The organism is Mycobacterium sp. DBP42 (assembly GCF_005924235.1).
Lineage (GTDB): Bacteria > Actinomycetota > Actinomycetes > Mycobacteriales > Mycobacteriaceae > Mycobacterium > Mycobacterium syngnathidarum.
Genome location: NZ_VCMY01000007.1, coordinates 92635 through 114741, shown reverse-complemented (window position 1 = coordinate 114741; position 22107 = coordinate 92635). Strand labels below are relative to the sequence as shown.

At 65.2% G+C, this 22107-nt stretch carries 27 protein-coding genes and 1 tRNA gene; 11 read left to right on the top strand and 17 right to left on the bottom strand.

Features of this window, described 5'->3' with window-relative positions; translation table 11 throughout:
• Positions 1-43: 43 nt before the first annotated feature.
• Positions 44-1189, top strand: coding sequence for a cellulase family glycosylhydrolase (locus E0T84_RS10525; RefSeq protein WP_070185273.1), 1146 nt, complete (start codon positions 44-46; stop codon positions 1187-1189).
• A gap of 32 nt (positions 1190-1221) precedes the next feature.
• Positions 1222-1383 (top strand): hypothetical protein, encoded by a 162-nt coding sequence (locus E0T84_RS31810; RefSeq protein WP_159437510.1) that lies wholly within the window; start codon positions 1222-1224, stop codon positions 1381-1383.
• Positions 1384-1387: 4 nt separating this feature from the next.
• On the opposite strand, the gene E0T84_RS10520 is transcribed toward E0T84_RS31810, so the two are convergent.
• The 3 genes from E0T84_RS10520 to E0T84_RS10510 all read right to left on the bottom strand — a co-directional run bounded on the left by E0T84_RS10520 (position 1388) and on the right by E0T84_RS10510 (position 2752).
• Positions 1388-1792 carry an HNH endonuclease gene (locus E0T84_RS10520; RefSeq protein WP_070185272.1) on the bottom strand — a complete coding sequence of 135 codons (405 nt, stop codon included), beginning with the start codon at positions 1790-1792 and terminating at the stop codon, positions 1388-1390.
• 42 nt (positions 1793-1834) lie between these two features.
• Positions 1835-1909: transfer RNA gene (locus tag E0T84_RS10515), tRNA-Thr, on the bottom strand.
• 27 nt (positions 1910-1936) lie between these two features.
• Complete coding sequence (locus E0T84_RS10510; RefSeq protein ID WP_070185271.1) at positions 1937-2752, bottom strand: hypothetical protein; 816 nt, start codon at positions 2750-2752, stop codon at positions 1937-1939.
• A 96-nt stretch (positions 2753-2848) separates the two neighbouring features.
• Here E0T84_RS10510 and E0T84_RS10505 point away from each other — a divergent pair, with 96 nt between their 5' ends.
• Together E0T84_RS10505 and E0T84_RS10500 are read left to right on the top strand one after the other, a co-directional pair.
• Positions 2849-3568, top strand: coding sequence for a response regulator transcription factor (locus E0T84_RS10505; RefSeq protein ID WP_003879841.1), 720 nt, complete (start codon positions 2849-2851; stop codon positions 3566-3568).
• Positions 3569-3599: 31 nt separating this feature from the next.
• Positions 3600-5033: a cell wall metabolism sensor histidine kinase WalK gene (locus tag E0T84_RS10500; RefSeq protein WP_083283953.1), complete on the top strand. Its 1434-nt coding sequence runs from the start codon at positions 3600-3602 to the stop codon at positions 5031-5033.
• Here the strand turns inward: E0T84_RS10500 and E0T84_RS10495 are convergent.
• The 10 genes from E0T84_RS10495 to E0T84_RS10450 all read right to left on the bottom strand — a co-directional run bounded on the left by E0T84_RS10495 (position 5002) and on the right by E0T84_RS10450 (position 12845).
• Positions 5002-5409, bottom strand: coding sequence for an HIT family protein (locus E0T84_RS10495; protein ID WP_070185270.1), 408 nt, complete (start codon positions 5407-5409; stop codon positions 5002-5004). The genes E0T84_RS10500 and E0T84_RS10495 overlap by 32 nt on opposite strands.
• A gap of 61 nt (positions 5410-5470) precedes the next feature.
• On the bottom strand, positions 5471-6334 hold the full coding sequence (locus E0T84_RS10490) for an SDR family NAD(P)-dependent oxidoreductase (RefSeq protein WP_234998177.1): 864 nt from the start codon (positions 6332-6334) through the stop codon (positions 5471-5473).
• Entirely contained in the window at positions 6324-6752 is a 429-nt protein-coding gene (locus tag E0T84_RS10485; protein WP_036447481.1) for a nuclear transport factor 2 family protein, read from the bottom strand. The genes E0T84_RS10490 and E0T84_RS10485 overlap by 11 nt, the downstream gene beginning before the upstream one ends.
• 79 nt (positions 6753-6831) lie before the next feature.
• Positions 6832-7965, bottom strand: coding sequence for an NDMA-dependent alcohol dehydrogenase (locus E0T84_RS10480; protein ID WP_003879847.1), 1134 nt, complete (start codon positions 7963-7965; stop codon positions 6832-6834).
• A 92-nt stretch (positions 7966-8057) separates the two neighbouring features.
• Positions 8058-8597: a nuclear transport factor 2 family protein gene (locus tag E0T84_RS10475; protein WP_064848664.1), complete on the bottom strand. Its 540-nt coding sequence runs from the start codon at positions 8595-8597 to the stop codon at positions 8058-8060.
• A 2-nt stretch (positions 8598-8599) separates the two neighbouring features.
• Entirely contained in the window at positions 8600-8806 is a 207-nt protein-coding gene (locus E0T84_RS10470) for a ferredoxin (RefSeq protein WP_065457680.1), read from the bottom strand.
• Between the two features lie 4 nt (positions 8807-8810).
• Positions 8811-10211 (bottom strand): cytochrome P450, encoded by a 1401-nt coding sequence (locus tag E0T84_RS10465; RefSeq protein ID WP_070185269.1) that lies wholly within the window; start codon positions 10209-10211, stop codon positions 8811-8813.
• A 7-nt stretch (positions 10212-10218) separates the two neighbouring features.
• Positions 10219-11028 carry an SDR family oxidoreductase gene (locus tag E0T84_RS10460; RefSeq protein WP_070185268.1) on the bottom strand — a complete coding sequence of 270 codons (810 nt, stop codon included), beginning with the start codon at positions 11026-11028 and terminating at the stop codon, positions 10219-10221.
• Positions 11029-12231, bottom strand: coding sequence for a cytochrome P450 (locus tag E0T84_RS10455; protein ID WP_070185267.1), 1203 nt, complete (start codon positions 12229-12231; stop codon positions 11029-11031).
• Positions 12228-12845, bottom strand: a complete 618-nt coding sequence (locus E0T84_RS10450; protein WP_070185266.1) for a TetR/AcrR family transcriptional regulator — start codon at positions 12843-12845, stop codon at positions 12228-12230. The genes E0T84_RS10455 and E0T84_RS10450 overlap by 4 nt, the downstream gene beginning before the upstream one ends.
• 188 nt (positions 12846-13033) lie before the next feature.
• On the opposite strand from E0T84_RS10450, the gene E0T84_RS10445 reads away from it, so the two are divergent.
• The 6 genes from E0T84_RS10445 (at position 13034) to E0T84_RS10420 (ending at position 18588) form a co-directional block, all read left to right on the top strand.
• Positions 13034-14503, top strand: coding sequence for an aldehyde dehydrogenase (locus tag E0T84_RS10445; protein WP_138744467.1), 1470 nt, complete (start codon positions 13034-13036; stop codon positions 14501-14503).
• Positions 14504-14585: 82 nt separating this feature from the next.
• Entirely contained in the window at positions 14586-15338 is a 753-nt protein-coding gene (locus tag E0T84_RS10440; protein ID WP_070185297.1) for an SDR family oxidoreductase, read from the top strand.
• Entirely contained in the window at positions 15335-16180 is an 846-nt protein-coding gene (locus E0T84_RS10435) for an NAD(P)-dependent oxidoreductase (RefSeq protein WP_070185265.1), read from the top strand. Before E0T84_RS10440 ends, E0T84_RS10435 begins: the two co-directional genes overlap by 4 nt.
• Positions 16181-16191: 11 nt before the next feature.
• Positions 16192-16635 carry a carboxymuconolactone decarboxylase family protein gene (locus E0T84_RS10430; protein ID WP_070185264.1) on the top strand — a complete coding sequence of 148 codons (444 nt, stop codon included), beginning with the start codon at positions 16192-16194 and terminating at the stop codon, positions 16633-16635.
• The gene (locus tag E0T84_RS10425) at positions 16625-17851 is read left to right on the top strand and encodes a hypothetical protein (RefSeq protein ID WP_138744413.1); all 1227 of its coding nucleotides are present in this window, start codon (positions 16625-16627) and stop codon (positions 17849-17851) included. The genes E0T84_RS10430 and E0T84_RS10425 overlap by 11 nt, the downstream gene beginning before the upstream one ends.
• A gap of 56 nt (positions 17852-17907) precedes the next feature.
• Positions 17908-18588 carry a DUF5642 family protein gene (locus E0T84_RS10420; RefSeq protein ID WP_131823413.1) on the top strand — a complete coding sequence of 227 codons (681 nt, stop codon included), beginning with the start codon at positions 17908-17910 and terminating at the stop codon, positions 18586-18588.
• A gap of 10 nt (positions 18589-18598) precedes the next feature.
• Here the strand turns inward: E0T84_RS10420 and E0T84_RS32260 are convergent, their stop codons facing one another.
• Both E0T84_RS32260 and E0T84_RS10410 read right to left on the bottom strand, forming a co-directional pair.
• The gene (locus E0T84_RS32260; RefSeq protein ID WP_249383610.1) at positions 18599-19618 is read right to left on the bottom strand and encodes an EspA/EspE family type VII secretion system effector; all 1020 of its coding nucleotides are present in this window, start codon (positions 19616-19618) and stop codon (positions 18599-18601) included.
• A 35-nt stretch (positions 19619-19653) separates the two neighbouring features.
• On the bottom strand, positions 19654-20112 hold the full coding sequence (locus E0T84_RS10410; protein ID WP_239252268.1) for a hypothetical protein: 459 nt from the start codon (positions 20110-20112) through the stop codon (positions 19654-19656).
• A gap of 144 nt (positions 20113-20256) precedes the next feature.
• Between E0T84_RS10410 and E0T84_RS10405 the strand changes: the two genes are divergently transcribed.
• The gene (locus E0T84_RS10405) at positions 20257-20958 is read left to right on the top strand and encodes a M15 family metallopeptidase (protein WP_138744412.1); all 702 of its coding nucleotides are present in this window, start codon (positions 20257-20259) and stop codon (positions 20956-20958) included.
• Between the two features lie 13 nt (positions 20959-20971).
• On the opposite strand, the gene E0T84_RS10400 is transcribed toward E0T84_RS10405, so the two are convergent.
• A complete protein-coding gene (locus E0T84_RS10400; RefSeq protein WP_249383609.1) occupies positions 20972-21463 on the bottom strand; it encodes a hypothetical protein in 492 nt (163 codons plus the stop codon).
• Positions 21460-22104, bottom strand: coding sequence for a TetR/AcrR family transcriptional regulator (locus E0T84_RS10395; protein WP_138744411.1), 645 nt, complete (start codon positions 22102-22104; stop codon positions 21460-21462). The genes E0T84_RS10400 and E0T84_RS10395 overlap by 4 nt, the downstream gene beginning before the upstream one ends.
• Positions 22105-22107: the final 3 nt, after the last annotated feature.

Here is a 22107-nt window from a genome sequence, read left to right as displayed (position 1 = left end):
ACGTGAGCCCAGGAGTTTTGCCGGACGCCACTATGTTCGCTGAGTGCACCGTCGAACGGCCCTCAAGATCCCGCTGGTACTGGCAGCAGCAGCGGCCCTCCCTCAAGCACTGGCCCCTCTTCCGGTAATCCCACGCGCGACCGCGGCGCCAGGCCAATGGCCGGTAGAGCGCGCCAATGCGTGGTATCAGGCGCAGGGCTGGCTCGTCGGCACCAACTTCATCACCTCGAACGCGATCAACCAGATCGAGATGTTCTCTGCAGGTACCTACGATGCGCGCCGCATCAACAGCGAATTGCAGGCGTGTCGACTGCTCGGATTCAACACGGTCCGGGTCTTCCTGCATGACCTGTTGTGGGCGCAGGACCGTGCCGGATTCCAAAGCAGGCTGGCCAATTTCGTCGGGATCGCAGCGCGTCAAGGAATCAAGCCGCTGTTTGTCTTCTTCGATTCGTGCTGGGATCCGAACCCGCAGCTCGGGGCGCAACGAGCGCCGACGCCCGGCGTGCACAACTCCGGCTGGGTGCAGAGCCCGGGTGCGCAACGCATCGACGATCCGCGTTACCGCCCGGTGCTGCGCGACTATGTGGTCGGGGTGATGAGCCAGTTCCGCAACGACGATCGGGTGCTGGGCTGGGACCTGTGGAACGAACCGGACAACCCTGCCAAGCAGTACCGCAAGGTCGAACGCAAGGACAAGATCGACGCGGTCGGAGGCCTGCTGCCGCAGGTGTTCGCGTGGGCACGCTCCGTCAATGCCGCGCAACCGTTGACCAGTGGCGTGTGGCAGGGCAGCTGGGATCGTGGAAACCGAAGCGAGATGGACAATTTCCAACTCGACAACTCCGACGTCATCTCCTTTCACTCCTACGCCGGGCCTGCCGAATTCGAAGCCCGCATCGCCGAGCTCGCACCGTTGGGCCGGCCGATCCTGTGCACCGAATACCTGGCGCGCGACCAGGGCAGCACGCTCGAAGGCGTGCTGCCGGTTGCCAAGCGGCACAACGTCGGCGCCTACAGCTGGGGGCTGGTGGCCGGCAAGACCCAGACCTATTTCCCTTGGGACTCCTGGGACAAGCCCTACACCAAGGTGCCGAACGTGTGGTTCAGCGACCTGCTGCAGCCCGACGGGCGGCCATACAAGCAAAGCGAATACCAGACCCTGAAGAAGCTCACCACCCGGGTGTAGGCGTTTGAGCTTCGCCCATGTGGGTGACTCCATTGACTATGGATCAAAGCGACGGCGGCCGGCCGATACCGAAAGACGCGCGCAAAGTCACCGAGGGGCAAGCGGAACTGCAGGACGAATTCGACCGTCGGGGTGAGGATCCCGACGGTCCAGCGCTGCACGAGAGCCACGAGAACATCGCCGACGAGACGTGATCATCTAGAACGACTGGCCGTTGGCATAGCGCTGTCGGCGGAAGTAGCGGCCATTGCCTCGGTTGCGGCTCTTGTACGTCGGCAGTTGAGAGTCGCAGTTCGGACAGACCAACCTCAGGTTCTCCCGGCGATTGTTCGTCGGGTTCCCGTCGATGTGGTCCATGACGAACGTGAGCGGAAGGTCCTGCCACACACTGGTCGCGCTGCAGATGGCGCAACAGCCGGACTGGGCAACGGCGATGTATTCCCGGATGTAGTGATTCTGGCGGCTGTCCACCCATGCTTCGCCGGATTCGAGCCAGCGTTTGGTGCTTGCGTCGCGTCGGGCTGCCGCCTGACATGCATTACCGCAGTAGACCTTCTGACTGCGCTTCGTCAGTGGTGAACCACAGTTGCGACAGAGCCTCATGTGAGGAAGTTACTAACATGCACCGACAACAATCGATGCGTGTGGAGCCCCCTATCGGGATTGAACCGATGACCTACATATTACAAGTATGTTGCTCTACCACTGAGCTAAGGAGGCGGGTGGAACGCGCCCTAGCTTAACGGGTCACTCGTCGGCGTCGATAACTCGCTGGGAACTGACCGGCCGCGGGGAGCCCCGCCGGGACGAGCGACGGGGCAGCGGGATGCGGTCGGCGATGCTGCTGAGCGGGTTGACCACCTGGCTCAGTGTGATGACCGCATCGTGCAGTGCATCGATGGTGGGGGCCAGCGCCTCCAGTCCGGGCGCCAGCCGGTTCAGCGTGTCGGCCACGTCGGCGAGTTTGAGCAGCGGGCCATCGGGGTCGGTCAGGGTATCCAGCAGGCCGCCCTCGGCGAGCAGCCGGTCGGCCACGCCGTCCTCACGCAGCACCCGCTCGATGAGGCCGTCGTTTGCCAGCAGCTGATCGGCCAGCCCGCCTGGCGCGACCACCCGTGAGAGCGCGCCGTCATCGGTGGTGAGCCGGTCCAGCAGCCCGCCCTCCATGGTGACCTGGTCCACCAGCCCACCGGGGGCCACCGCCCGGGCCACCGCGCCGTTGTCCGCGGTCAGCCGGTCCAGCATGCCGCCCTCAGCCGTTAGCTGATCGACCAGCCCGCCTGGTCGCAGCAAACGGTTGATCGGGCCGTCGGGCGCCAGTGCCCGACCCAGCGGGGCGTCGTCGTCCAACAACCGCGCGAGCCGGTTCGCGCGCTCGACCGCATCATCGATCCCGAACAGCGAGGCCATCGATGACCTGCTGGTGAGCGGGTTCGCATCGGTGATTCCGCGTTGCACGGCGTTGAGCGTCTCGTTGGCGATGCCGAGTCCGGCGTCGGCCACGGCCAACCCGATGCGCACGGGCGCGGTAGCAACCTGGACCAGCGTCTTGCCGAGGTTCATGGGCGTCAGTGTAGTTACCCGCGTCACAGCTAAACTCACAGGAAGTGCACAGCGTGCATGCAGGTTGAGTTCAAGAGGCACGATCAACATCAGAGAATGGCCATGCCTGCAGTTCCTGAGAGCGTCCCCGAAGCCCGAATCCTCGTCGTCGACGACGAGGCCAACATCGTCGAGCTGCTGTCCGTCAGCTTGAAGTTCCAGGGTTTCGAGGTGCACACCGCGTCCAACGGTGCTGCGGCCCTCGACAAGGCCAGGGAAGTCCGCCCCGATGCGGTGATTCTCGACGTGATGATGCCCGGCATGGACGGTTTCGGGTTGCTGCGCCGGCTGCGCGCGGACGGCATCGACGCGCCGGCCTTGTTCCTCACCGCGCGCGACAGCCTGCAGGACAAGATCGCCGGGCTCACCCTCGGCGGAGATGACTACGTGACCAAGCCGTTCAGCCTCGAAGAGGTGGTGGCCCGGCTGCGGGTGATCTTGCGCCGGTCCGGCCGGGGAGTGGAGGAACCGCGCAGCGCCAAGCTGTCGTTCGCCGACATCGAACTCGACGAGGACACGCACGAGGTGTGGAAGGCGGGCGAGCCCGTCTCGCTCTCGCCTACGGAGTTCACCCTGCTGCGGTACTTCATCATCAACGCGGGCACGGTGCTGTCCAAGCCGAAGATTCTCGACCACGTGTGGCGCTACGACTTCGGTGGCGACGTCAACGTCGTCGAGTCGTACGTGTCCTACCTGCGCCGCAAGATCGACACCGGAGACAAGCGCCTGCTGCACACCCTGCGCGGGGTCGGTTACGTTTTGCGTGAGCCGCGCTGACGGCCGGCCAGTCAGCGGCATACTTTTACCGGTGTTGGACCGGGTAGAACGGCGCGGGGTGCCGTTGCGCGTCGGCCTGGTGGCCGTCGCACTGGTCTTGGTGGCATGCGGTCTGCTGGCCTCCGGCGTCGCGGTCACTTCGATCATGCGGCACACCGAGGTCAACCGCATCGATCAGACGCTGCTCGATGCCGCGGGCAGCTGGGCACAGGAGCCGCGCCAACTGCCCTCGACGCCGCTGGTAGGTCCGAATCCGGCGCGTCCGCCATCGAACTTTTACGTCCGCGGCGTCGATCAGGACGGCCGAACCTGGATCGCGATCAACGACCGCGAGGCCGAACCGGAGTTGCCTGACGACAACGATGTCGGCCCGGTCCCCGTGACCGTCGAGTCTGTCGGGGCCTCCGATGTGCAGTGGCGGGCCATGACGGTCCGGGGCCCGAACGGTGAGCGCACCACGGTCGCGATCGACCTGTCCGACGTCCAGTCGTCGGTGCGGGCGTTGATCTGGTCGCAGGTCGGCATCGGCACGGTCGTGCTGCTGGTGCTCGGTATCGTCGGCTACGCCGTCGTACACCGCAGCCTGCGTCCGCTCGTCGAAGTGGAACGTACGGCCGCGGCGATCGCGGCCGGCCAGTTGGATCGCCGTGTCCCCGAACGGGATCCGCGTACCGAGGTGGGCCGGTTGTCGTCCGCGCTGAACGGCATGCTCGCACAGATCCAGCGGGCGGTGGCCTCCTCGGAGGCCTCGGCCGAGCAGGCGCGTACGTCCGAGGAACGGATGCGCCGCTTCATCACCGACGCCAGCCATGAACTGCGTACCCCGCTCACCACGATCCGCGGATTCGCCGAGCTCTACCGCCAGGGCGCTGCCCGCGACGTCGAGATGCTGATGGGGCGCATCGAGAGTGAGTCCCGGCGGATGGGCCTGCTGGTCGAGGATCTGCTGCTGCTGGCCCGTCTGGATGCGCAGCGGCCGCTGGATCAGCATCGCGTCGACCTGCTGACCCTGGCGACCGACGCCGTGCACGATACGCAGTCGATCGCACCGGGCCGCCGGGTACGCATGGAGGTGTTCGACGGTCCCGGCACCCCCGAGGTGCTCGGCGACGAAGCCCGCCTGCGTCAGGTGCTGAGCAACCTGGTGGCCAACGCGGTGCAGCACACCCCGGACACCGCCGGGATCACGGTGCGGGTCGGCACCGACGACGACCACGCCATCATCGAGGTGTGCGACGAAGGTCCGGGCATGAGCCAGGACGATGCGCGGCGGGTGTTCGAGCGGTTCTACCGCGCCGACAGCTCACGCACCCGGGCCAGTGGCGGCACCGGGTTGGGCCTGTCGATCGTGCATTCGTTGGTGCTGGCTCACGGCGGCACGGTCACGGTCACCACCGCGCCCGGTCAGGGCTGCCGGTTCACCGTCAGCTTGCCTAGGATTGCAGATCTGCCAGCGCGGCCTTGATCTTGGTCTGTGCCTCGTCGAGGGACTCGGCCGACGGATTGTTGTCGACGTGCGCGAAGCCGAAGTCGGTCAGGTTGTAGGCCGGGAACACGTGCACGTGCAGGTGCGGCACCTCAAGGCCGGCGATGATCACGCCGGCCCGCTGTGCACCGAAGGCCCGGCACACAGCCTTGCCGATCAGCTGTGACACCTCCATCACCCGGCCGAAGACGGCGGGTTCGACGTCCTGCCAGTTGTCGATCTCGGCCCGGGGCACCACGAGGGTGTGGCCCTGCGTCATCGGCGCGATGGTGAGGAACGCGACGATGTCATCGTCCTCATAGACGAATCGCCCGGGCAATTCTCCGTTGATGATCTTCGTGAAGACGGACGCCATGTCGCAAGCATAGTGAGGCCGCGAAGCCGCCAAGCGCGAGCGTGAAGCCTCCCGAACCCGGTCAGGCCCCGGAGATGGCCGCGTGCAATTCCCCGACCGTCCACGGCGGCGTGCTGTGATGGTCGCGGTATCCGATGAAACCGGTTGAGGGTCGCGCGAATTCGCCGATGAACCCGCCCGCGGCGATGAAGATGCGGCCGGTCACGCCCTTGGCCTCGTCGCTGACCAGGTAGGCGTACGTCGGGGCGACGTATTCCGGTGGAGCGGCGTCCAGCGCGCCCTGCATGCTGACGTCGTCGAGCAGGCCGCGGCGGTTGAGCTCGGCGATGTGCTGCTCGTAGTCGGACCCGGTGGACAGCCGGGTGCGGGCACCCGGGCACACCACGTTGGCCCGCACCCCGTGTTCTTTGAGCTCGGCGGCGATCGCCAGGGTCAGCCCGTTGACCGCGCCTTTGCCCGCGGGGTAGCCGCTGCCTCCGTAATCGCCGAGAAAGGCGAAGGAGCTGGTGTTGACGATGGCGCCGCCGCCTTGGGCCACCATCTTCGGCGCCGCCGCGCGGCAGGTTTCGAACACTGTGCCCAGGTGCGCGTCGAGCAGCTCGTGAAATTCGGCACTGGTCACATTGAGGATGGACGATCCCGCCGGTTCGGCGGTCCCGGCACAGTTGACCAGGATGTCGACCCGGCCGAACTCGGCGACACAGGTGTCGACGAGCGCGTCGGCCACCTTGGGGTCGGCAGGTGACCCGGCATGCGCGACACCGGAAACCCGCTGTGCCGCAGCGGCTGCCGCATCGGCGTCGCGACCGTTGACCACCACACCCGCGCCCTGGGCGGCGAGCAGTTCGGCAACTGCCAGCCCGATGCCGCGGGTGCCGCCGACAACGATCGCGCCGCGGCCGGCGAGCGGGCCGCTAATCGGCATCTGCCTCGGCGAACTGCATGGCCTCCAGGTTCCAGTAGCCGCGCAGGTTGGTGATCAGACCTTCGTCGTTCACCTTGTAGGTGAAGACGCCGCGCACGGTGGCGGTGAATCCGTTCGGAAACTTGGTGCGCAGCACCAGGATGTACGCGATCTCGTTCGGCGAGCTGGACGGGAACGTCTCCTCGCACGTGACGGTCAGCTCGTTCGGCCCGATGTTGGCGTCGTAGAAAGCACCGAGGGCTTCCTTGCCGCGCACGCCGGTACCGTCGGGGTTGGTGACGGCCTCCCCGATCGGGTCCTCGACCAGGACGTCGTCGGCCATGAGCGCCAGCCAGCCCTCACGATCACCGGATTGCACGCACTTCCAGGACGACCGCGAGGCCACGACCACGGGTGTCTCGGTGTGTGTTTCGGTCACGTAATTCCCTTCCTACCCAATAAGTTGTGGAGCCGTAGCCGTATTGAGGACGGCTACGGCTCCACAAATCGCAGAGTGGTCAGCGATCGGCATCCGTGTAGCGGATGACGCCGCGGATGTTGCGACCTTCCAGCATGTCGGCGTAGCCGTCGTTGATCTGCTCGAGCTTGTACTGCCGGGTGACCATGTCGTCGAGGTTCAACCGGCCCGCCTTGTACATGCTCAGCAGCTGCGGGATGTCGTGGTGCGGGTTGCCGCCGCCGAAGATGGTGCCCTGCAGGCGCTTCTGCAGCAGCGTCAGCATCGACAGGTTGAGCTTCACGTCGTTGCTGGCCATGTTGGCGACGGCGGTGGCCACCACGGTGCCGCCCTTGGCGGTGATGTTCATGTAGTGGTCGATGTCCTCGCCCTTGAGCTCACCGACGGTGACGATCGTCTTGTGCGCCATCCGGCCCTGGGTGACCTCTGCGACGCCGGCCATCGCGGAGAAGATGTCGGGGTAGGCGTGGGTGGCGCCGAACTTCAGCGCGTTGTCCCGTTTGAACTCAACGGGATCCACCGCGAAGACGTTGCGCGCGCCTGCGGCCAGCGCGCCCTGCAGCGCGCCGGTGCCGACACCGCCGACCCCGACGATGACGACGTCGTCGCCGGGGCGGACGTCACCGCTGCGCACGGCCGAGCCGTAGCCGGTGGTGACACCGCAGCCCACGAGGCAGGCCACCTCGAACGGGATGGACGGATCGATCTTCACGACCGAGCTCTTGTGCACCACCATGTACGGGCTGAAGGTGCCCAGCAGGGTCATCGGGATGACGGGCTGGCCGTTCTTGACCGCGTGGATACGGTGGGTGCCGTCGGACACGGCGGTGCCGGCCAGCAGGCCCGCGCCCAGATCGCACAGGTTCCGCAGGCCCTCCTGGCACGCCGGACATTCACCGCAGGACGGGATGAACGACAGCACGACGTGGTCGCCGGGCTGAATGTGGTCGACACCCGGGCCGACCTCGGTGACGATGCCTGCGCCTTCGTGGCCGCCGAGCACCGGGAACCCTGCCATCGGGATGTCGCCGGTCACCAGGTGGTGGTCCGAATGGCACATACCGGAGGCTTCCATCTGGATCTTGACCTCGTCCTTGACGGGGTCACCGATCTCGATCTCCTCGATGGTCCACGGTTGGTTGAACTCCCAGATGAGAGCGCCTTTGGTCTTCATCACGTGTGCCTTCCACTAGAGCCGTTGACCACAGACTAGAGCTATTAGTTGCGTGGGTCACACCCACCCCCAAGCAACTGCTTGGCCGGGAGCTACCAGATCTTCACGGGAGCTTCGCCGAGCGGGTAGTAGCCCGGCAGTTTCTCGCCGGCCAGGCTGCGCTCGATGCGCTTCTGCATGGTGGGGGTGAGGTCGCCGGACTCGATGAGCTTCAGGAACGCCTTCTGAACGTGGCCGAAATCGAAGAAGTCCCGCTGCCACTCGATGAGCAGTTGATCGTTGAGCCGGAACCAGCTACCGCCGATGCCGTAGATCTCGTCGCGGCTGCCGTCGCTCTTGTTGGCGATCTGCTTCCAGAAGCCGACGATCTCGTTCTGCTTCTCGTCGATCAGCACCCGCTGGTATTCGTAGACCCAGTTCTCCAGGCCTTCCATCTCCAGACCCAGTGCCACGTCGCGGATTTCGTCGCGGCCGACGCACATCACGTCTTCCTTGGGGCCGATGTTCCAGCCGTAGGTGGCATCTTCGGTGTAGAAGTCGGCCAGCGGCTTCCAGTCACCGGCCTTCTCGGCTTCCTGATTGGCCTTGAGCCAGCGATCCGACCAGGCTTCCAGTTCGTTTCTCGACGCCATTGTCATTCCTTCTCTGTGATGGATAGAGCGCGGGTAGGACACATTTCGACAGCCATCTCCACGGCATCGCGGAGCTCGTCGGGTGGCTCGTGATCGAGGATTTCGACGACGCCGCGTTTGGGCACCCGGAATACGTCCGGCGCTTCGAGCTCGCACATGGCGTGGCCCTGGCACAGATCCTCGTCGACCTCAACGCGGTAGCAGCCCATGGGACTAAACCTCTTCGATTCCCCGGTCGCTGCGCTCCTGCCCGCCGGCGACTCGCTTGCGGTATCGCACCTTGGCCGGCCGTGCCAGCTGGACCACCATCTTCGAATGGTCGTTCTGGTAGCTCTCGGGCGGCTGTGCCATCTCGAATTCGTACTCGCGCAACAGGACCGAGAAGATCGCCTTGATCTGCATCTGGGCGAACGCGGCCCCGACGCAGCGATGCTTGCCGGCCCCGAAGGGGATCCAGGTCCACCGGTTGATCAGGTCTTCCTGGCGCGGCTTCTCGTACCGGTCCGGGTCGAAGGCGTCCGGGTCGGGGAAGTCCTCGGGGATCCGGTTGGAGATGGCCGGGGAAGCCGCGACCATCTGGCCCTTGTGGATCGGGAAGCCGGCCACTTCGAACTCATCCTGGGCCACCCGCATCAGGATGATCAGGGGCGGGTGCAGGCGCAGGGTTTCCTTGAGCGCATTGTCGATGTTGGGAATCTGCCGCAGCGCATGGAAACTCACCTCTTGGCCGTCGGCGTACAGGTCGTCGAGCTCCTGCTGGACCTTGGCGTAGAAGTCCGGGTGGCGCAGCAGTTCGATCAGCGTCCAGGACGACGTTCCCGAGCTGGTGTGGTGGCCGGCGAACATCAGTGAGATGAACATGCCGGTGACCTCGTTGGCGGAGAAGCGCGGATTGCCCTCCTCGTCCTTGATGGACACCAGAACGTCGAGCAGGTCACGATCGCTCTTGTCGGTGGGCGGGTTGGCGATTCGCCCGTTCATCACCTCTTGGACCAGTTCCACCAGGTTGGCCCTGGCCTCGTCGCGAACCCGGAAACTCTCGATGTCCAGGTAGGGGTCGACGTAGCAGAGCGGATCGGTGCCGCGCTCCAGCAGGTGATAGAAGTTGGCGAACCGGGAATCGAGCTGATTGCGGAACTTCGGCCCGATGAGGCAGGCCGTCGACGTGTAGATGGTGAGCTCGGAGAAGAACTCCAGCAGGTCGATTTCCCCGCTCTCACCCCAGTTCTCGATCATCCGCCGCACCTCGTGCTCGATGGTCGCGGCGTGCCCCTTCATCTGCTCACCGCGCAGCGCGGTGTTGTGCAGCATCTCGGCGCGGCGCTCGGGGTCGGCGTCGAACACCACACCCTCGCCGAAGATCGGGGTCATGAACGGGTAGGCCTCGGCCTGGTTCAGTTCGCTGTCGCTGGAGCGGAAGAAGAACTCGTTGGCCTCCGCGCCGCTCAGCAGCACCACCTGCTTGTCGGCCAGCTGGAACCAGCCCACGTCACCGCACTCGTCGCGGATGCGTTGCATCAGGCCGATCGGGTCGGTGCGGAATTCCTCGAGGTGGCCGTGCTCTTCCTCACCACCGGAAACCCGTTGAACTTCTTTGAGTTCAGAGCTCGTCATGTTCTACTCAGCCTTCCACTCTCAGCTTCTGGCGATCCTTGACGTCGGACAACGGCGCCTCGGGCTGAATCTCCAGTTCGGCGATGAAGCCGCCACGGGGGGTCTCCGCGACGAAGGTGATGGCCCGCGCGAGATCGGCCGCGCGCAGGAAGTAGTCGTGCCGGGCCTGACCCCACTTGGCCCAGTCCTCCAGCATCTCGCCTACCTTGTCCATCGGCGCGCTCCAGCCCATGGCGGTCTTGGTGGGCCCGGGGTGGACGACGGAGGCGCGCACACCGGTGCCCTCCAGTTCCATCTGCAAGGTCTTGGCCATGCCCAGCAGGCCGGCCTTGGCGGCGCCGTAGCCGCCCATGTACGGCCGCGGCCGCAGGGACACATCAGAGCCGACGAAGATGATGTCACCGCGGCGGCGCTCGACCATGCCCGGAAGCACTGCGGTGGCAAGGCGATTGGCGCCAATGAGGTGAATCTGAACTTGATTCTCGAATTCGTCGGTGCTGATCTCGTGGAGCTGGCCGAAGAAGGTGTCACCCGCGCCGGCCACGAGCAGCTCGATGTCGCCGAGCGCCTCGGTGGCGCCGTGGACGAACGACTTGACCGACTCCGCGTCGGTGACGTCGAGCGGCAAAGCGATCGCCTCGCCGCCCGCGGCCGTGATCTGGTCGACGAGCTCCTGGCACTTCTCGACGCGGCGTGCGCCGAGGGCAACCGGGAAGCCGTGTGCGGCCAGCTCGGTTGCCGTGGCGGCACCGATGCCGGACGACGCGCCGGCGACGATTGCCGGTCGACGGTCGGGATGGGGTTCGAAACGAGCCATTTAACGCGCCTTTACGGTCATTGGAAGGTGCGCGAATCCGCGGACGGAACTTGAGTGAACGCGGACGGCATTGGCCTCGTCTACCTCGTATCCGCGAATTCGCTTGAACAACTCGGTCAGTGCCACCCGGGCCTCCATGCGCGCCAGGTGCGCGCCGAGGCAGAAGTGGGCACCACTGCCGAAACTCACTAATTTCGGGCCGATCTCGCGATCGATCCGATACTCGTCGGGATTCTCGAAGACGCGTTCGTCGCGGTTCGCCGAGCCGATCAGCAACACCAGCACGTCGCCGGCGGGCACCGTGGTGTCGTAGTACGTCTGGTCTTCGGTGACCAGCCGGGCCAGGATCTGGCTGGAGGCGTCATAGCGCAGCGTCTCCTCGACCCAGGGCACCACCAAGTCGTGGTTGTCGAACACCGGCGCCAGCTGAGCGGGATTCTTGTAGCCCCAATATGCGGCGTTGGCAAGGAGTTTGGTGGTCGTCTCGTTACCCGCCACCACCATCAGGAACAGGAAGGCCATGATCTCGTCGTCGGTGAGCCGGTCTCCGTCGATCTCGGCCTCCACCAGCGCCGACGTCAGATCGTCGGTGCGGTTTTTGCGGCGCTGCTTCACCATGTCGGCGTAGTAGACCAGCAGTTCACCCGAGGCCGCGATGGCGGATTCGGGCACATCGGCGACGCCGTCTTCGCGGTGCATGACACCGTCGGCCAGCGCTCGGATGCGAACCCGGTCTTCTTCCGGCACGCCCATCAGTTCGGAGATGACATCCATGGGCAGCTTGCCGGCGAAATCGTCGACGTAGTCGAAAGTGGTGCTCTGCAGTGCCGTATCGAGGTGCTGGTGGGCGATCTCGGTGACCCGGCCCTCCAGTTCGCGGATACGCCGAGGAGTGAAGCCTTTGGATACCAGGGTGCGCAGCCGGAGGTGGCCGGGATCGTCGAGGGCCAGGAACGACATCACCCGATGTGCCTCGTCGTTACGGGAGATCGGGTCGAGGGACACGCCGTGCTTGTTGGACAGCGTGACGCTGTTGCGGAACCCGGCCACCACGTCCTTGTGCCGCGACAGGGCCCAGAACTTGAGATCGTCGTTGCGGTACAGCGGGGCCTCGTCGCGCAGCCGGCGGTAGTACGGGTACGGATCTTCGTGAAAGTCGTAGTCGTAGGGGTCGAGGATCACCCCGACTTGCTTCAAGCTCATTGGTCTTTGTCTTCTCCCAAGACGAGGCCGACAACGTAGGTCAGCCGATCGGCGATCTGGTGGTAGGTGAATGCGCCGCTGCCGGCATTGACCAGCGCGCCGAAGAACGTCATCTCCAAGGCGGACACGATGCGGGGATCGGCGTCCGGGCCGACGGCCGAGCGGATGCGTTTGTGGATCTCGGCGCCGATGCGGTCACGCACCTTGCGCACCGCCGGATCGGTGCCGCCGCCGAGCAGGGCCGTGGTGCAGGCGGCCGCCACCTCGGGCTCGTCGGCGACAACCAGGGTCAGCGCCCGCAACGCCTTGTCGACGCGGGTGGTCATGGAGTCGTTGACGTCGGTGAAATACGGGCAACGACTGACCAGGTCCAGGTACATCTCGGCGATCAGGTGGTTCTTCGACGAGAAGTATGTGTAGGCCGTGGCCGGTGCGACCCCGGCGCGTGCGGCGACCGCACGCACCGTCAGATCGGCATACGACGATTCGCGCAACATCTCGGTTCCGGCGGTCAGGACCTTGCGGAAGGTCTCCTCCTGCCTGCGGTTGCGCGGGGCCTGCCGGTCTGGCTCCGGAGCTGGTTCTGTGACTGCGGACACCGCATCGCTGGACACATGTCCAAGTTATCCGACGATGTCGTAGTTGGGCAAGTATGGATCGCTAAAGACGGCAGTGAACTGGGTATTTTGGTGTTGTATGACGTGGGCGAGGGCCCGCCCTTGCGGCTCGACATTGTCTGCGGCTATCGTTCGAGACGAGACAGCCGGACAGTTGTCCAGAATCTTCTGAAGTGGAGTTCCCGATGCCGGTACTGGCCGATCGCCAGAGTCAACTGTTGATCGACGGCAAACTCGTCGCCGGGGGCGGCGGAGTATTCGAGACCGTCAACCCCGCCACCGAGGAGGTGCTGGGCGTCGCCGCCGACGCGAACGCCGAGGACATGGGCAATGCCATCGAAGCGGCCCGTCGCGCATTCGACGACACCGACTGGTCGACGAACACCGCGCTGCGGGTGCGTTGCTTGCGTCAGCTACGTGATGCGTTGCGCGAAAACATCGAGGATCTGCGGGAACTGACGATCGCCGAGGTGGGCGCCCCACGCATGCTCACCGCCGGGGCCCAGCTGGAAGGCCCGATCGATGATCTGGCATTTTCGGCCGACACCGCAGAGAACTACGAGTGGACAACCGATCTCGGCTACGCCACCCCGCAGGGCATCCCGACCAACCGCAAGATCGCCCGTGAGGCCATCGGCGTCGTCGGCGCCATCACCCCGTGGAACTTCCCGCACCAGATCAACCTGGCCAAGGTCGGCCCGGCCCTAGCCGCGGGCAACACCCTGATCCTCAAGCCGGCCCCGGACACGCCATGGGCGGCCGCGGCCATCGGCCAGATCATCGCCGAGCAGACCGACTTCCCGGCCGGCGTGATCAACATCGTCACTTCCAACGATCACGCGGTAGGCGCCCTGCTGTCCAAAGATCCTCGGGTGGACATGGTTTCGTTCACCGGGTCCACCGCGACCGGCCGCGCCGTGATGACGGATGCGGCGCTCACCCTCAAGAAAGTGTTCCTCGAGTTGGGTGGCAAGTCGGCATTCCTGGTGCTCGATGACGCCGACCTGGCCGGGGCCTGCTCGATGGCAGCCTTCACGGTGGCCATGCACGCCGGTCAGGGGTGTGCGATCACCACCCGGCTGGTGGTCCCACGGGCCCGTTACGACGAGGCCGTCGAGGCCGCCGCGGCCACCCTCGGCGGGATCAAGCCGGGCGACCCCAACAGCAAGCGCACCGTGTGCGGTCCGCTGATCTCGGCCCGCCAGCGCGACCGGGTGCAGTCCTACTTGGACCTGGCGCTGCAGGAAGGCGGCCGGTTCGCCTGTGGCGGTGGACGTCCCGCCGATCTGGACACCGGCTTCTTCATCGAGCCGACCGTGATCGCCGGCCTGGACAACAACGCGCGGGTCTCCCGTGAGGAGATTTTCGGTCCGGTGCTGACCGTGATCGCCCACGACGGCGACGACGACGCGGTACGCATCGCCAACGATTCGCCGTACGGCCTGTCGGGCACGGTGTTCTCCGGCGACGATGCCCGCGCCCAGGCCGTGGCCGCCCGGATGCGGGTCGGCACCGTCAACGTCAACGGCGGCATCTGGTACTCGGCCGATGCCCCGTTCGGCGGCTACAAGCAGTCCGGAATCGGCCGCGAGATGGGTGTGGCCGGCTTCGAGGAATACACCGAAATCAAGTGCGTCGCGACCCTCGCGAACTAGGACGGTGCCCAGTGGCCAGTTATGACACGCCTTCTCGTGAAGGCCGTGCACTAACTGGCCATTCGGCGGGAAAGGAATGAACATGGGACAGTTCGACAACAAGGTGGCCATCGTCACCGGTGCCGGTGGCGGGATCGGCCAGGCCTACGCCGAGGCGCTGGCGCGCGAGGGTGCCGCGGTCGTGGTGGCCGACATCAACACCGAAGGTGCGACGAAGGTCGCCGACGGCATCAAGGGTGAGGGCGGCAACGCCCTGGCGGTGCGGGTCGACGTCTCCGACATCGACTCGGCCAAGGACATGGCGGCCCAGACGCTTTCGGAGTTCGGTGGCATCGACTACCTGGTGAACAACGCCGCGATCTTCGGCGGCATGAAGCTGGACTTCCTGCTCACCGTCGACTGGGACTACTACAAGAAGTTCATGAGCGTGAACCTCGATGGCGCGCTGGTGTGCACCCGCGCGGTATACCGCAAGATGGCCAAGCGTGGTGGCGGCGCGATCGTCAACCAGTCCTCCACGGCGGCGTGGCTGTACGCCAACTACTACGGCCTGGCCAAGGTCGGCATCAACGGCCTGACCCAGCAGCTGTCGCGTGAGCTCGGCGGGCAGAACATCCGCATCAACGCCATCGCGCCCGGCCCGATCGACACCGAAGCCAATCGGACCACCACGCCCAAGGAGATGGTGGACGACATCGTCAAGGGAATCCCGTTGTCGCGCATGGGGCAGCCGGAAGACCTGGTCGGCATGTGCTTGTTCCTGTTGAGCGATCAGGCCAAGTGGATCACCGGCCAGATCTTCAATGTCGACGGCGGACAGATCATCCGGTCATGAGCCTCAAGTACGGGTACATCGGCCTGGGCAACATGGGCGCCCCGATGGCCAAGCGGCTGGCCGAATGGCCGGGCGGGTTCATCGTGTACGACGTGCGGGCCGAATCCATGGCGCCGTTCGAGGAGCTCGGCGCGACCCTGGCGGACGACGTCGCCGATGTCGCCCAAGCTGACATCATCAGCATCACGGTGCTCAACGACGAGCAGGTGCGTTCGGTGATCGCCGACCTGGCGCCAAAGATCAAGCCGGACACCGTGATCGTCATCCATTCGACGATCAGCGACACCACCGCGGCCGAGCTCGCCGAGCAGTACAAGCCGCAGGGGATCCACATCGTCGACGCCCCGGTCAGCGGTGGCGGCGCGGCTGCCGAGAAGGGTGAGCTGGCCATCATGGTCGGCGCCGAGCGGCCCGTCTACGAGCGGATCAAGCCGGCGCTCAAGCAGTTCGGCTCCATGGTGATCCACGCCGGCGAGCCCGGTGCCGGCACCCGCATGAAGCTGGCGCGCAACATGCTGACCTTCACCTCTTACGCCGCCGCGTGCGAGGCGATGAAGCTGGCCGAGGCCGCCGGGCTGGACCTGGGTGCGCTGGGTCGCGTGGTGCGGCACACCGATGCGCTGACCAGTGGCCCGGGCGCGATCATCGTGCGCGAGGACATGACCGAGCTGACTCCCGGCCACTGGCTCTACGACGCCTTCACCCACACTCGTGGGCTGGGGGAGAAGGATCTGAGCCTGGCCATCGGCCTGGGCGATGTTGTGGGAGTGGACCTTCCGTTGGCTCAGGTGGCCTTGCAACGGCTCGCTGAGGGCCTCGGCGTTCCGCACGAGAACGATTAGGAGAACTTTCCATGGACGAGTTGCGCGCCAAGGGCCTGGCCAAGATGAACGAGGTCTACGGCTGGGAGATGCCGAACATCGAGGGTGATCCGTACTTCGACCTCACCGTCGACCACCTCTTCGGCACCATCTGGAGCAAGCCAGGGTTGTCGATGCGCGAGAAGCGGCTGATGACGTTGACCGCGGTGACCGCCGTCGGCTCGCAGGACCTCGCGGAGATTCAGGTCAACGCCGCGCTGCTCAACGGCGAGTTCACCGAGGAAGAACTCAAGGACATCGCCATCTTCCTCACCCAGTACCTCGGCTTCCCACTCGGTTCCGGCCTCAACGGCACGGTGTCCAAGGTGGTGGCCAAGCGCCGCAAGGCCGCCGAGAAGGGACTGGCCGAGGACCGGAAGGCGAACGTCAACGCCGCGGTCAAGATGAATACCGGGAGCGAGCTCGATGACAAGTAGGTACGCCTCGCTGACCCGCGACGAGCTGGTCAAGCTGGTGCCCGAGCTGCTGCTCATGGGGCAGATGATCGACCGCTCCGGGATGGCTTGGTGCATCAGCAATTTCGGCCGTCCCGAGATGTTGCAGATCGCGATCGAGGAGTGGGCCGCGTCCAGCCCGATCTACACCCGGCGGATGCAGAAGGCGCTCAAGTACGAGGGCGTCGACGTCATCACCATCTTCAAGGGCCTGCAGCTCGATATCGGCGCCCCGCCGCAGTTCATGGATTTCCGCTACACCGTCCATGACCGCTGGCACGGCGAGTTCCACCTCGATCACTGCGGTGCACTGCTCGACGTCGAGCCCATGGGCGAGGATTACGTGCGCGGGATGTGCCACGACATCGAAGATCCGACCTTCGACGCCACGGCCCTGGCCACCAACCGCAAATGCCAGGTGCGTCCCATCCATCGGCCGCCCCGGACTCCGAGCGACCGGCAGCCGCACTGCGCCTGGACGGTGATCATCGACGAGTCCTATCCCGAGGTCGATGACATCCCCGCTCTCGAGGTGATCGGTAAGACCCGGGCCGCCCAAACGGTTTTGGATCCCATTGACCCGTCTGATGAGGGGGCATCCGACTACTCGGGGCCGCTGCTGTCGGACTTCGACTTCGCGACGTTCTCGCACTCGGCGCTGGTCCGCATTGCCGACGAGGTGTGCCTGCAGATGCACTTGCTCAACCTGTCGTTCATTCTGGCGGTGGGGAAGCGGGCCGGGACCAACACCGCGTTGGCCACCGAGATCTGCACCAAGCAGCTCATCGGTGTGGCCGGGCTGGGTGCCGAGCGCATCCACCGGGTGCTCGAGCTGCCGGGCGGTATCGAGGGGGCGACGCGGGTCCTCGAATTGCATCCGCTGTTGAATCCTTCGGCATACGTTGATGCGGAGTTCGGTCCCGACACGGTGACGGTCCGGCGCTCACCGGCGCACGAGGACGGTTCCTGGGTGGCGCTGACCGGACCTGCCGAGACCCGACCGTTGGAGGCCGTCGTCGCTGCCGTCAACCCCCGTCTCTCTGTAGAGGTTATCGGGTCGGACGCGGAATGGACGGCCCGGGTGATCGAAACCGAAACCGCGGCAAAGGAATTCGATGAGGTCGCGGTAACGAAGTTCAGCGGGGGTGCGTCGTTCGTGTTCGAGCCGCGGAAGTCGTTGCCGCTGACCGTGGTGTGATCCCCAGACCTGAAATCCCGCATCTCGGTGCCGGGCTGCGGGCTTAGGCTGGGGCAATGCTGAAAGCGTGTGGTCACGGAGTGGTGGCGGCGTTGGTGCTCCTCGCCGGATCACTGGCCGGCTGCTCGACCTCGGAGACCTTGACGTCTGGTTCACCGGCCGCGTCCCCCGATGCCTCACCGCCTCCGGTCGACCTGGCACGGCTGGCCGACTTGAAGGATGACTTTCCGCCCGGTCTCACGCCGGAACCGGCAGCGCCGACCAAGGTGGGATCCAAGTGGGCCTACCTGGTTGGCGATATCGTCTCCTCCGGCAAACCGTTCAACGTCGACCCACCGGCATGTCGATCCCTGCTTCAACCGGTCACCGCCGATGGCGATGCCGACAAGGCAGGCATCGGCGCAGGCGGTCCGCAGCCGCCATTGCTCGGTGTTGGCGTGACTACTCCGGTCTCGGTCCCGGTCCCCCTCCCGCCGACAGATTGCGACCGGATGACATTTGAGGTGGAGGGTGCGGTTCCCGATGGGACGGTCGAGCGGCTCAGCGCACCGACTGTCGATCGTGCGACCACCTACGGTCTGAAAGTCATCTATGACGCCGGCGTCGAATATCACTACGTCGCAATCTTGGACGGCCGCACCTACGTCGAGGTGGTGGCCCGCATGGCTCCGGACTTCCAACCGGATCCTTTGCTCCCGGACCTGCTGACCAAGGCGGTGACTGCGATCAGAAGGTAGTAAAGTGCGTCTACCTGGCTGGGCCCACGCGCGGGTCGGGTATCCAGGCGCCCCCGTTGGGCACCAGTTCGGTGTATCCGAACTTGCCGTACGTGCTTGGGTCGCCGGAGACGTACGGCGGTCGGTAATCGATCTTGGTGAGATCGACTGGTGCCTCCGGAGGGTCCTTCGGCCACATCGGGCCGCCCGGGGTCGGCACCCAAGTGCCTGAGCCAGGTACGAGCTCGGTGTATCCGGACGGACCGTACGTGCTCGGGTCACCGGCAACATACGGTGGTTTGTACACGATGTCGTTGTAGTCCAGTGGCGCCTGAACGGGCGTGGGCCGGTACAACGGGCTCTTGGGATCCGGCACCCAGGTGCCTGAATTCGGTACGAGCTCACGGTATCCGGGTGGGCCGAACGTTTTCGGATCATTCGGATCATACGGAGGCAACTGTTTGATGTCGCTGATATCGAATGTCGTCTCGGGCAACGAGTTCGGCTTCTTCTCGTCGTCGCTGAGTTGCGTTGCTTCGGGTTCGGCCTTGTCCTTGCCCTCCTCGCTGATCGCCGCGTATTCGCGGCCGATGCCACGCACACGTTCACCGATCGCGCTCATTTGATCGTTGGACTGTTGGATGACATCGCTGATCTGGCCGATCCCCTTGCTGGCGAGGATCATCCGCATGGTCTCGGCGGACTTGCCGGGCGGGATCGACGCCTCCATGCTCGACACCCAACTCTGGGTTTGCTCGAGATTCTGGCGGCCAACGGTGACGGCTGTCGCGGCCCGATTGACTTCGGCGGCCATCCGCTGGTCGAGATCCGCGAGCTTGCCGTAGACGGCGGCATGTTCGGCGTTCCTTGCCGCGTAGGCCTGCGAGGCCGTACCCTGCCATCGTTCGTCGGGCGCTGCGGACTCGATCTTGGATTGCATCTCGCGAAGGTGACTGCCGTCGCCGAACTGGGAGCCGTCCCGTGGCGTGCCGGCACCGAATGTTTCCCGGGCTTGCGACCAGGTCGAGTAGAACGCATCCATCGCACCCATTGCGTTCGCCTCCTCGCTTCGACTACGTGCTCACTTTATGTAGCAGGTGCAGTCAGCATCAGGTAGCCACCGCCCCCAGGGGTGACTACCACGTCGGCCGGGAACGTCACTCGGTGGTTGTCACCGCGCAGGTAATCGGCACTCACTCCGGCTGCTTTGACGGGCTTACCGTGGTTCTCGAATATCAGCAGGCTGGCTTTGGAATCGTAGAAATCATTCTTGATCACCGGCGCGCCGACGGTTTCCTCGATGAACTCACGACCGGTCCATTCGTGGAACAGATGTACCTCGTCCCACTCCCAGCTGGTGAAGTCGCTGAGCCGGGCTGACGTGTTCTGGTGCAGCAGCAGTTGCAGGCCGTCATTCAGCTTGTGGTCGTTGTAATCGACATCCATAGACGGCCGCAGTGCCTGTCTGACCAGGTCGCAGCTGGTCAGCGAGAAACACAGCAACAACATGCAAAGTGCAACGCGTACTGCTGACGGGCCGGCCAAGTTCAATCCCTCCTGCTGATTGCTCCGCAGCCTCGGGGCTGACCGAGCTCAAGTCTAAATCCGGGCAAAGGGGCGCCCGGTCATCAATTTCTCGCCCTCGGTGCGCGCGGGAGGCCTGCCAGTTTCGCGATCTAGAGTCGCAGGGTGGGCATCGCAGCCTTCCGCGTATGTGCCCTGGTCGTGGTCCTGTTCACCGGGTGCACGACGGCGTGTGCCGGGGGTGCGTGGGTACAGGCACCGGAAAGCATCTCCGCCTCGCCGCAGAATCCGCAGCCCAGCGCGGAGCCGGAGCAACCCGCGCGGGTTCAGCCGGTGGACGCAGCGGCGCTGGGCGCGACTTGGCGGCCGGGTTGCCCGGTGCCTCCTGCCGATCTCCGCCGAATCACCCTGTCGTACATCGGTTTCGACGGGCGTTCTCATCGCGGTGAGTTGGTCGTGCACCGTGACGTGGTCGGCGAGGTGATCGAGATCTTCGGGGACCTGTACTCGACGCGATTCCCGATCGAGAAGATGCGCACCGTGGGCAACTATCCCGGCGCTGCCGATGAGCTGTCGATGCAGGACAACAACACCTCGGCGTTCAATTGCCGGCCGTTGCCGAGTGGATCGTGGTCATTCCACGCCTTCGGGCGTGCGGTCGACATCAACCCGCTGGTCAACCCCTACATCTCGGCTTCCGGTGACTTGCAGCCGATCACGGCGCGGGCGCATCTGGACCGCACCCGCACCGATCAGGGGATGATCCGCGACGGCGACGTAGTGGTGCGGGCCTTCGCCCGGCGTGGCTGGCGTTGGGGTGGCCATTGGCATGACCCCGTGGACTACCAGCATTTCGAACGACGCTGACAACCCTGGGGTGCTAGGTGGTGTTCATGTTGAGGTGGACGAAGCGAACGTTGGGCTCGCGCTCGTCGACGATGACCGTGCGGTACACCGACTTGCCCTCAGCGTTTCGATAGCGATCCTGCGCACTGACCACCGACGGAGAACTCGCGAGGTCCGGGCCCGCGATGATCGGCTCGAACGGGGGATAGACCCGGGTGAGTGGCTTGGTGAAATCCGACCCCGTCAGAAGCGTGGGCAGGTCGGAGGATGGCATCTTCAGCACGATTTGATATCTGGTGTCCATCGCACCGTCGACGCGGGCTTGCAGCACCTCGGCGCCAGGCGGTATCACGATGCCGCCGAATTCGCTTGCTTGCCTGATGAATTCGGGCCTGGTCGAATTCTCGTCGCGGGAGCCGAGGGTGCGGCCGACTGGGTCGTCATGTGACGCGCAGGCAACCGCCATGAACAACGCGACTGCGGCAAGTCCGAGCAAGGACGGACGTTTCGTCGGTAGTCGCATCATTTTTGGAGGGGGCGAAGCCGCTGACGTTGTGCATCGGATGCCACATGCCCGCTCGCCACCGCCGAACCGACCCAGCGCATCAGGTAGCTGCGCAGGGCTGCTCCGGTGCGCGGGGGCCGGCCCGGGTCGACGACGAAGGACTGGATGATCCGCAGCACGTGCTCGGCGAGCTCGTCGAGCTCAGGGTCGGTGTACCCGACGGCAGCCCAGTCGACGTCCAGCCTGCGCAACATCGTGCGGGCAAAATCGACCGCCACGTCCGAGGTCACCGACTCGGTGTGGGCGTTCGGACGTCCGGGAGCCACGAGCAGACCGATGTGTTTGTCCTTGGGCAGCCATTCCAAGGAGGTGGCAATGCACTCGGTGACGGCCTCCACCGGATCGGTCACGCCGTTGATATGGGTGGCCAGCCGGTCCAGGAAGTCGCTGGCGGCATGCACCGCGGATGCCACCAGTAGGGCGTCGGTGCTGGGGAAGTAGCGGTACACCGTCTGGCGGGTGACGCCGAGGGTGCGGGCCACGTCGGCGATGGAGAAGTCGGCGCCGCGCTCATCGATGGCGTTGCCCGCAGCGATGAGGATGCGAGCAATCGCCTCCTCGTCGCTGGCCGGCGTCGAGCCGGACCACCCGTGCGTTCGCATGGG

Bases quoted from the DNA above. Each gene is read 5' to 3' on its own strand.
- E0T84_RS10505 (WP_003879841.1), top strand. From the start codon at position 2,849: ATGGCCATGCCTGCAGTTCCTGAGAGCGTCCCCGAAGCCCGAATCCTC.
- E0T84_RS10495 (WP_070185270.1), bottom strand. From the start codon at position 5,409: ATGGCGTCCGTCTTCACGAAGATCATCAACGGAGAATTGCCCGGGCGA.
- E0T84_RS10435 (WP_070185265.1), top strand. From the start codon at position 15,335: ATGAGCCTCAAGTACGGGTACATCGGCCTGGGCAACATGGGCGCCCCG.
- E0T84_RS10400 (WP_249383609.1), bottom strand. From the start codon at position 21,463: ATGATGCGACTACCGACGAAACGTCCGTCCTTGCTCGGACTTGCCGCA.
- E0T84_RS10460 (WP_070185268.1), bottom strand. From the start codon at position 11,028: ATGGCTCGTTTCGAACCCCATCCCGACCGTCGACCGGCAATCGTCGCC.
- E0T84_RS10490 (WP_234998177.1), bottom strand. From the start codon at position 6,334: ATGCCGATTAGCGGCCCGCTCGCCGGCCGCGGCGCGATCGTTGTCGGC.
- E0T84_RS32260 (WP_249383610.1), bottom strand. From the start codon at position 19,618: ATGGGTGCGATGGATGCGTTCTACTCGACCTGGTCGCAAGCCCGGGAA.
- E0T84_RS10445 (WP_138744467.1), top strand. From the start codon at position 13,034: ATGCCGGTACTGGCCGATCGCCAGAGTCAACTGTTGATCGACGGCAAA.
- E0T84_RS10520 (WP_070185272.1), bottom strand. From the start codon at position 1,792: ATGAGGCTCTGTCGCAACTGTGGTTCACCACTGACGAAGCGCAGTCAG.
- E0T84_RS10475 (WP_064848664.1), bottom strand. From the start codon at position 8,597: ATGGCGTCGAGAAACGAACTGGAAGCCTGGTCGGATCGCTGGCTCAAG.
- E0T84_RS10440 (WP_070185297.1), top strand. From the start codon at position 14,586: ATGGGACAGTTCGACAACAAGGTGGCCATCGTCACCGGTGCCGGTGGC.
- E0T84_RS10480 (WP_003879847.1), bottom strand. From the start codon at position 7,965: ATGAAGACCAAAGGCGCTCTCATCTGGGAGTTCAACCAACCGTGGACC.
- E0T84_RS10465 (WP_070185269.1), bottom strand. From the start codon at position 10,211: ATGACGAGCTCTGAACTCAAAGAAGTTCAACGGGTTTCCGGTGGTGAG.
- E0T84_RS10455 (WP_070185267.1), bottom strand. From the start codon at position 12,231: ATGAGCTTGAAGCAAGTCGGGGTGATCCTCGACCCCTACGACTACGAC.
- E0T84_RS10510 (WP_070185271.1), bottom strand. From the start codon at position 2,752: ATGAACCTCGGCAAGACGCTGGTCCAGGTTGCTACCGCGCCCGTGCGC.
- E0T84_RS10470 (WP_065457680.1), bottom strand. From the start codon at position 8,806: ATGGGCTGCTACCGCGTTGAGGTCGACGAGGATCTGTGCCAGGGCCAC.
- E0T84_RS10395 (WP_138744411.1), bottom strand. From the start codon at position 22,104: ATGCGAACGCACGGGTGGTCCGGCTCGACGCCGGCCAGCGACGAGGAG.
- E0T84_RS10420 (WP_131823413.1), top strand. From the start codon at position 17,908: ATGCTGAAAGCGTGTGGTCACGGAGTGGTGGCGGCGTTGGTGCTCCTC.
- E0T84_RS10430 (WP_070185264.1), top strand. From the start codon at position 16,192: ATGGACGAGTTGCGCGCCAAGGGCCTGGCCAAGATGAACGAGGTCTAC.
- E0T84_RS10425 (WP_138744413.1), top strand. From the start codon at position 16,625: ATGACAAGTAGGTACGCCTCGCTGACCCGCGACGAGCTGGTCAAGCTG.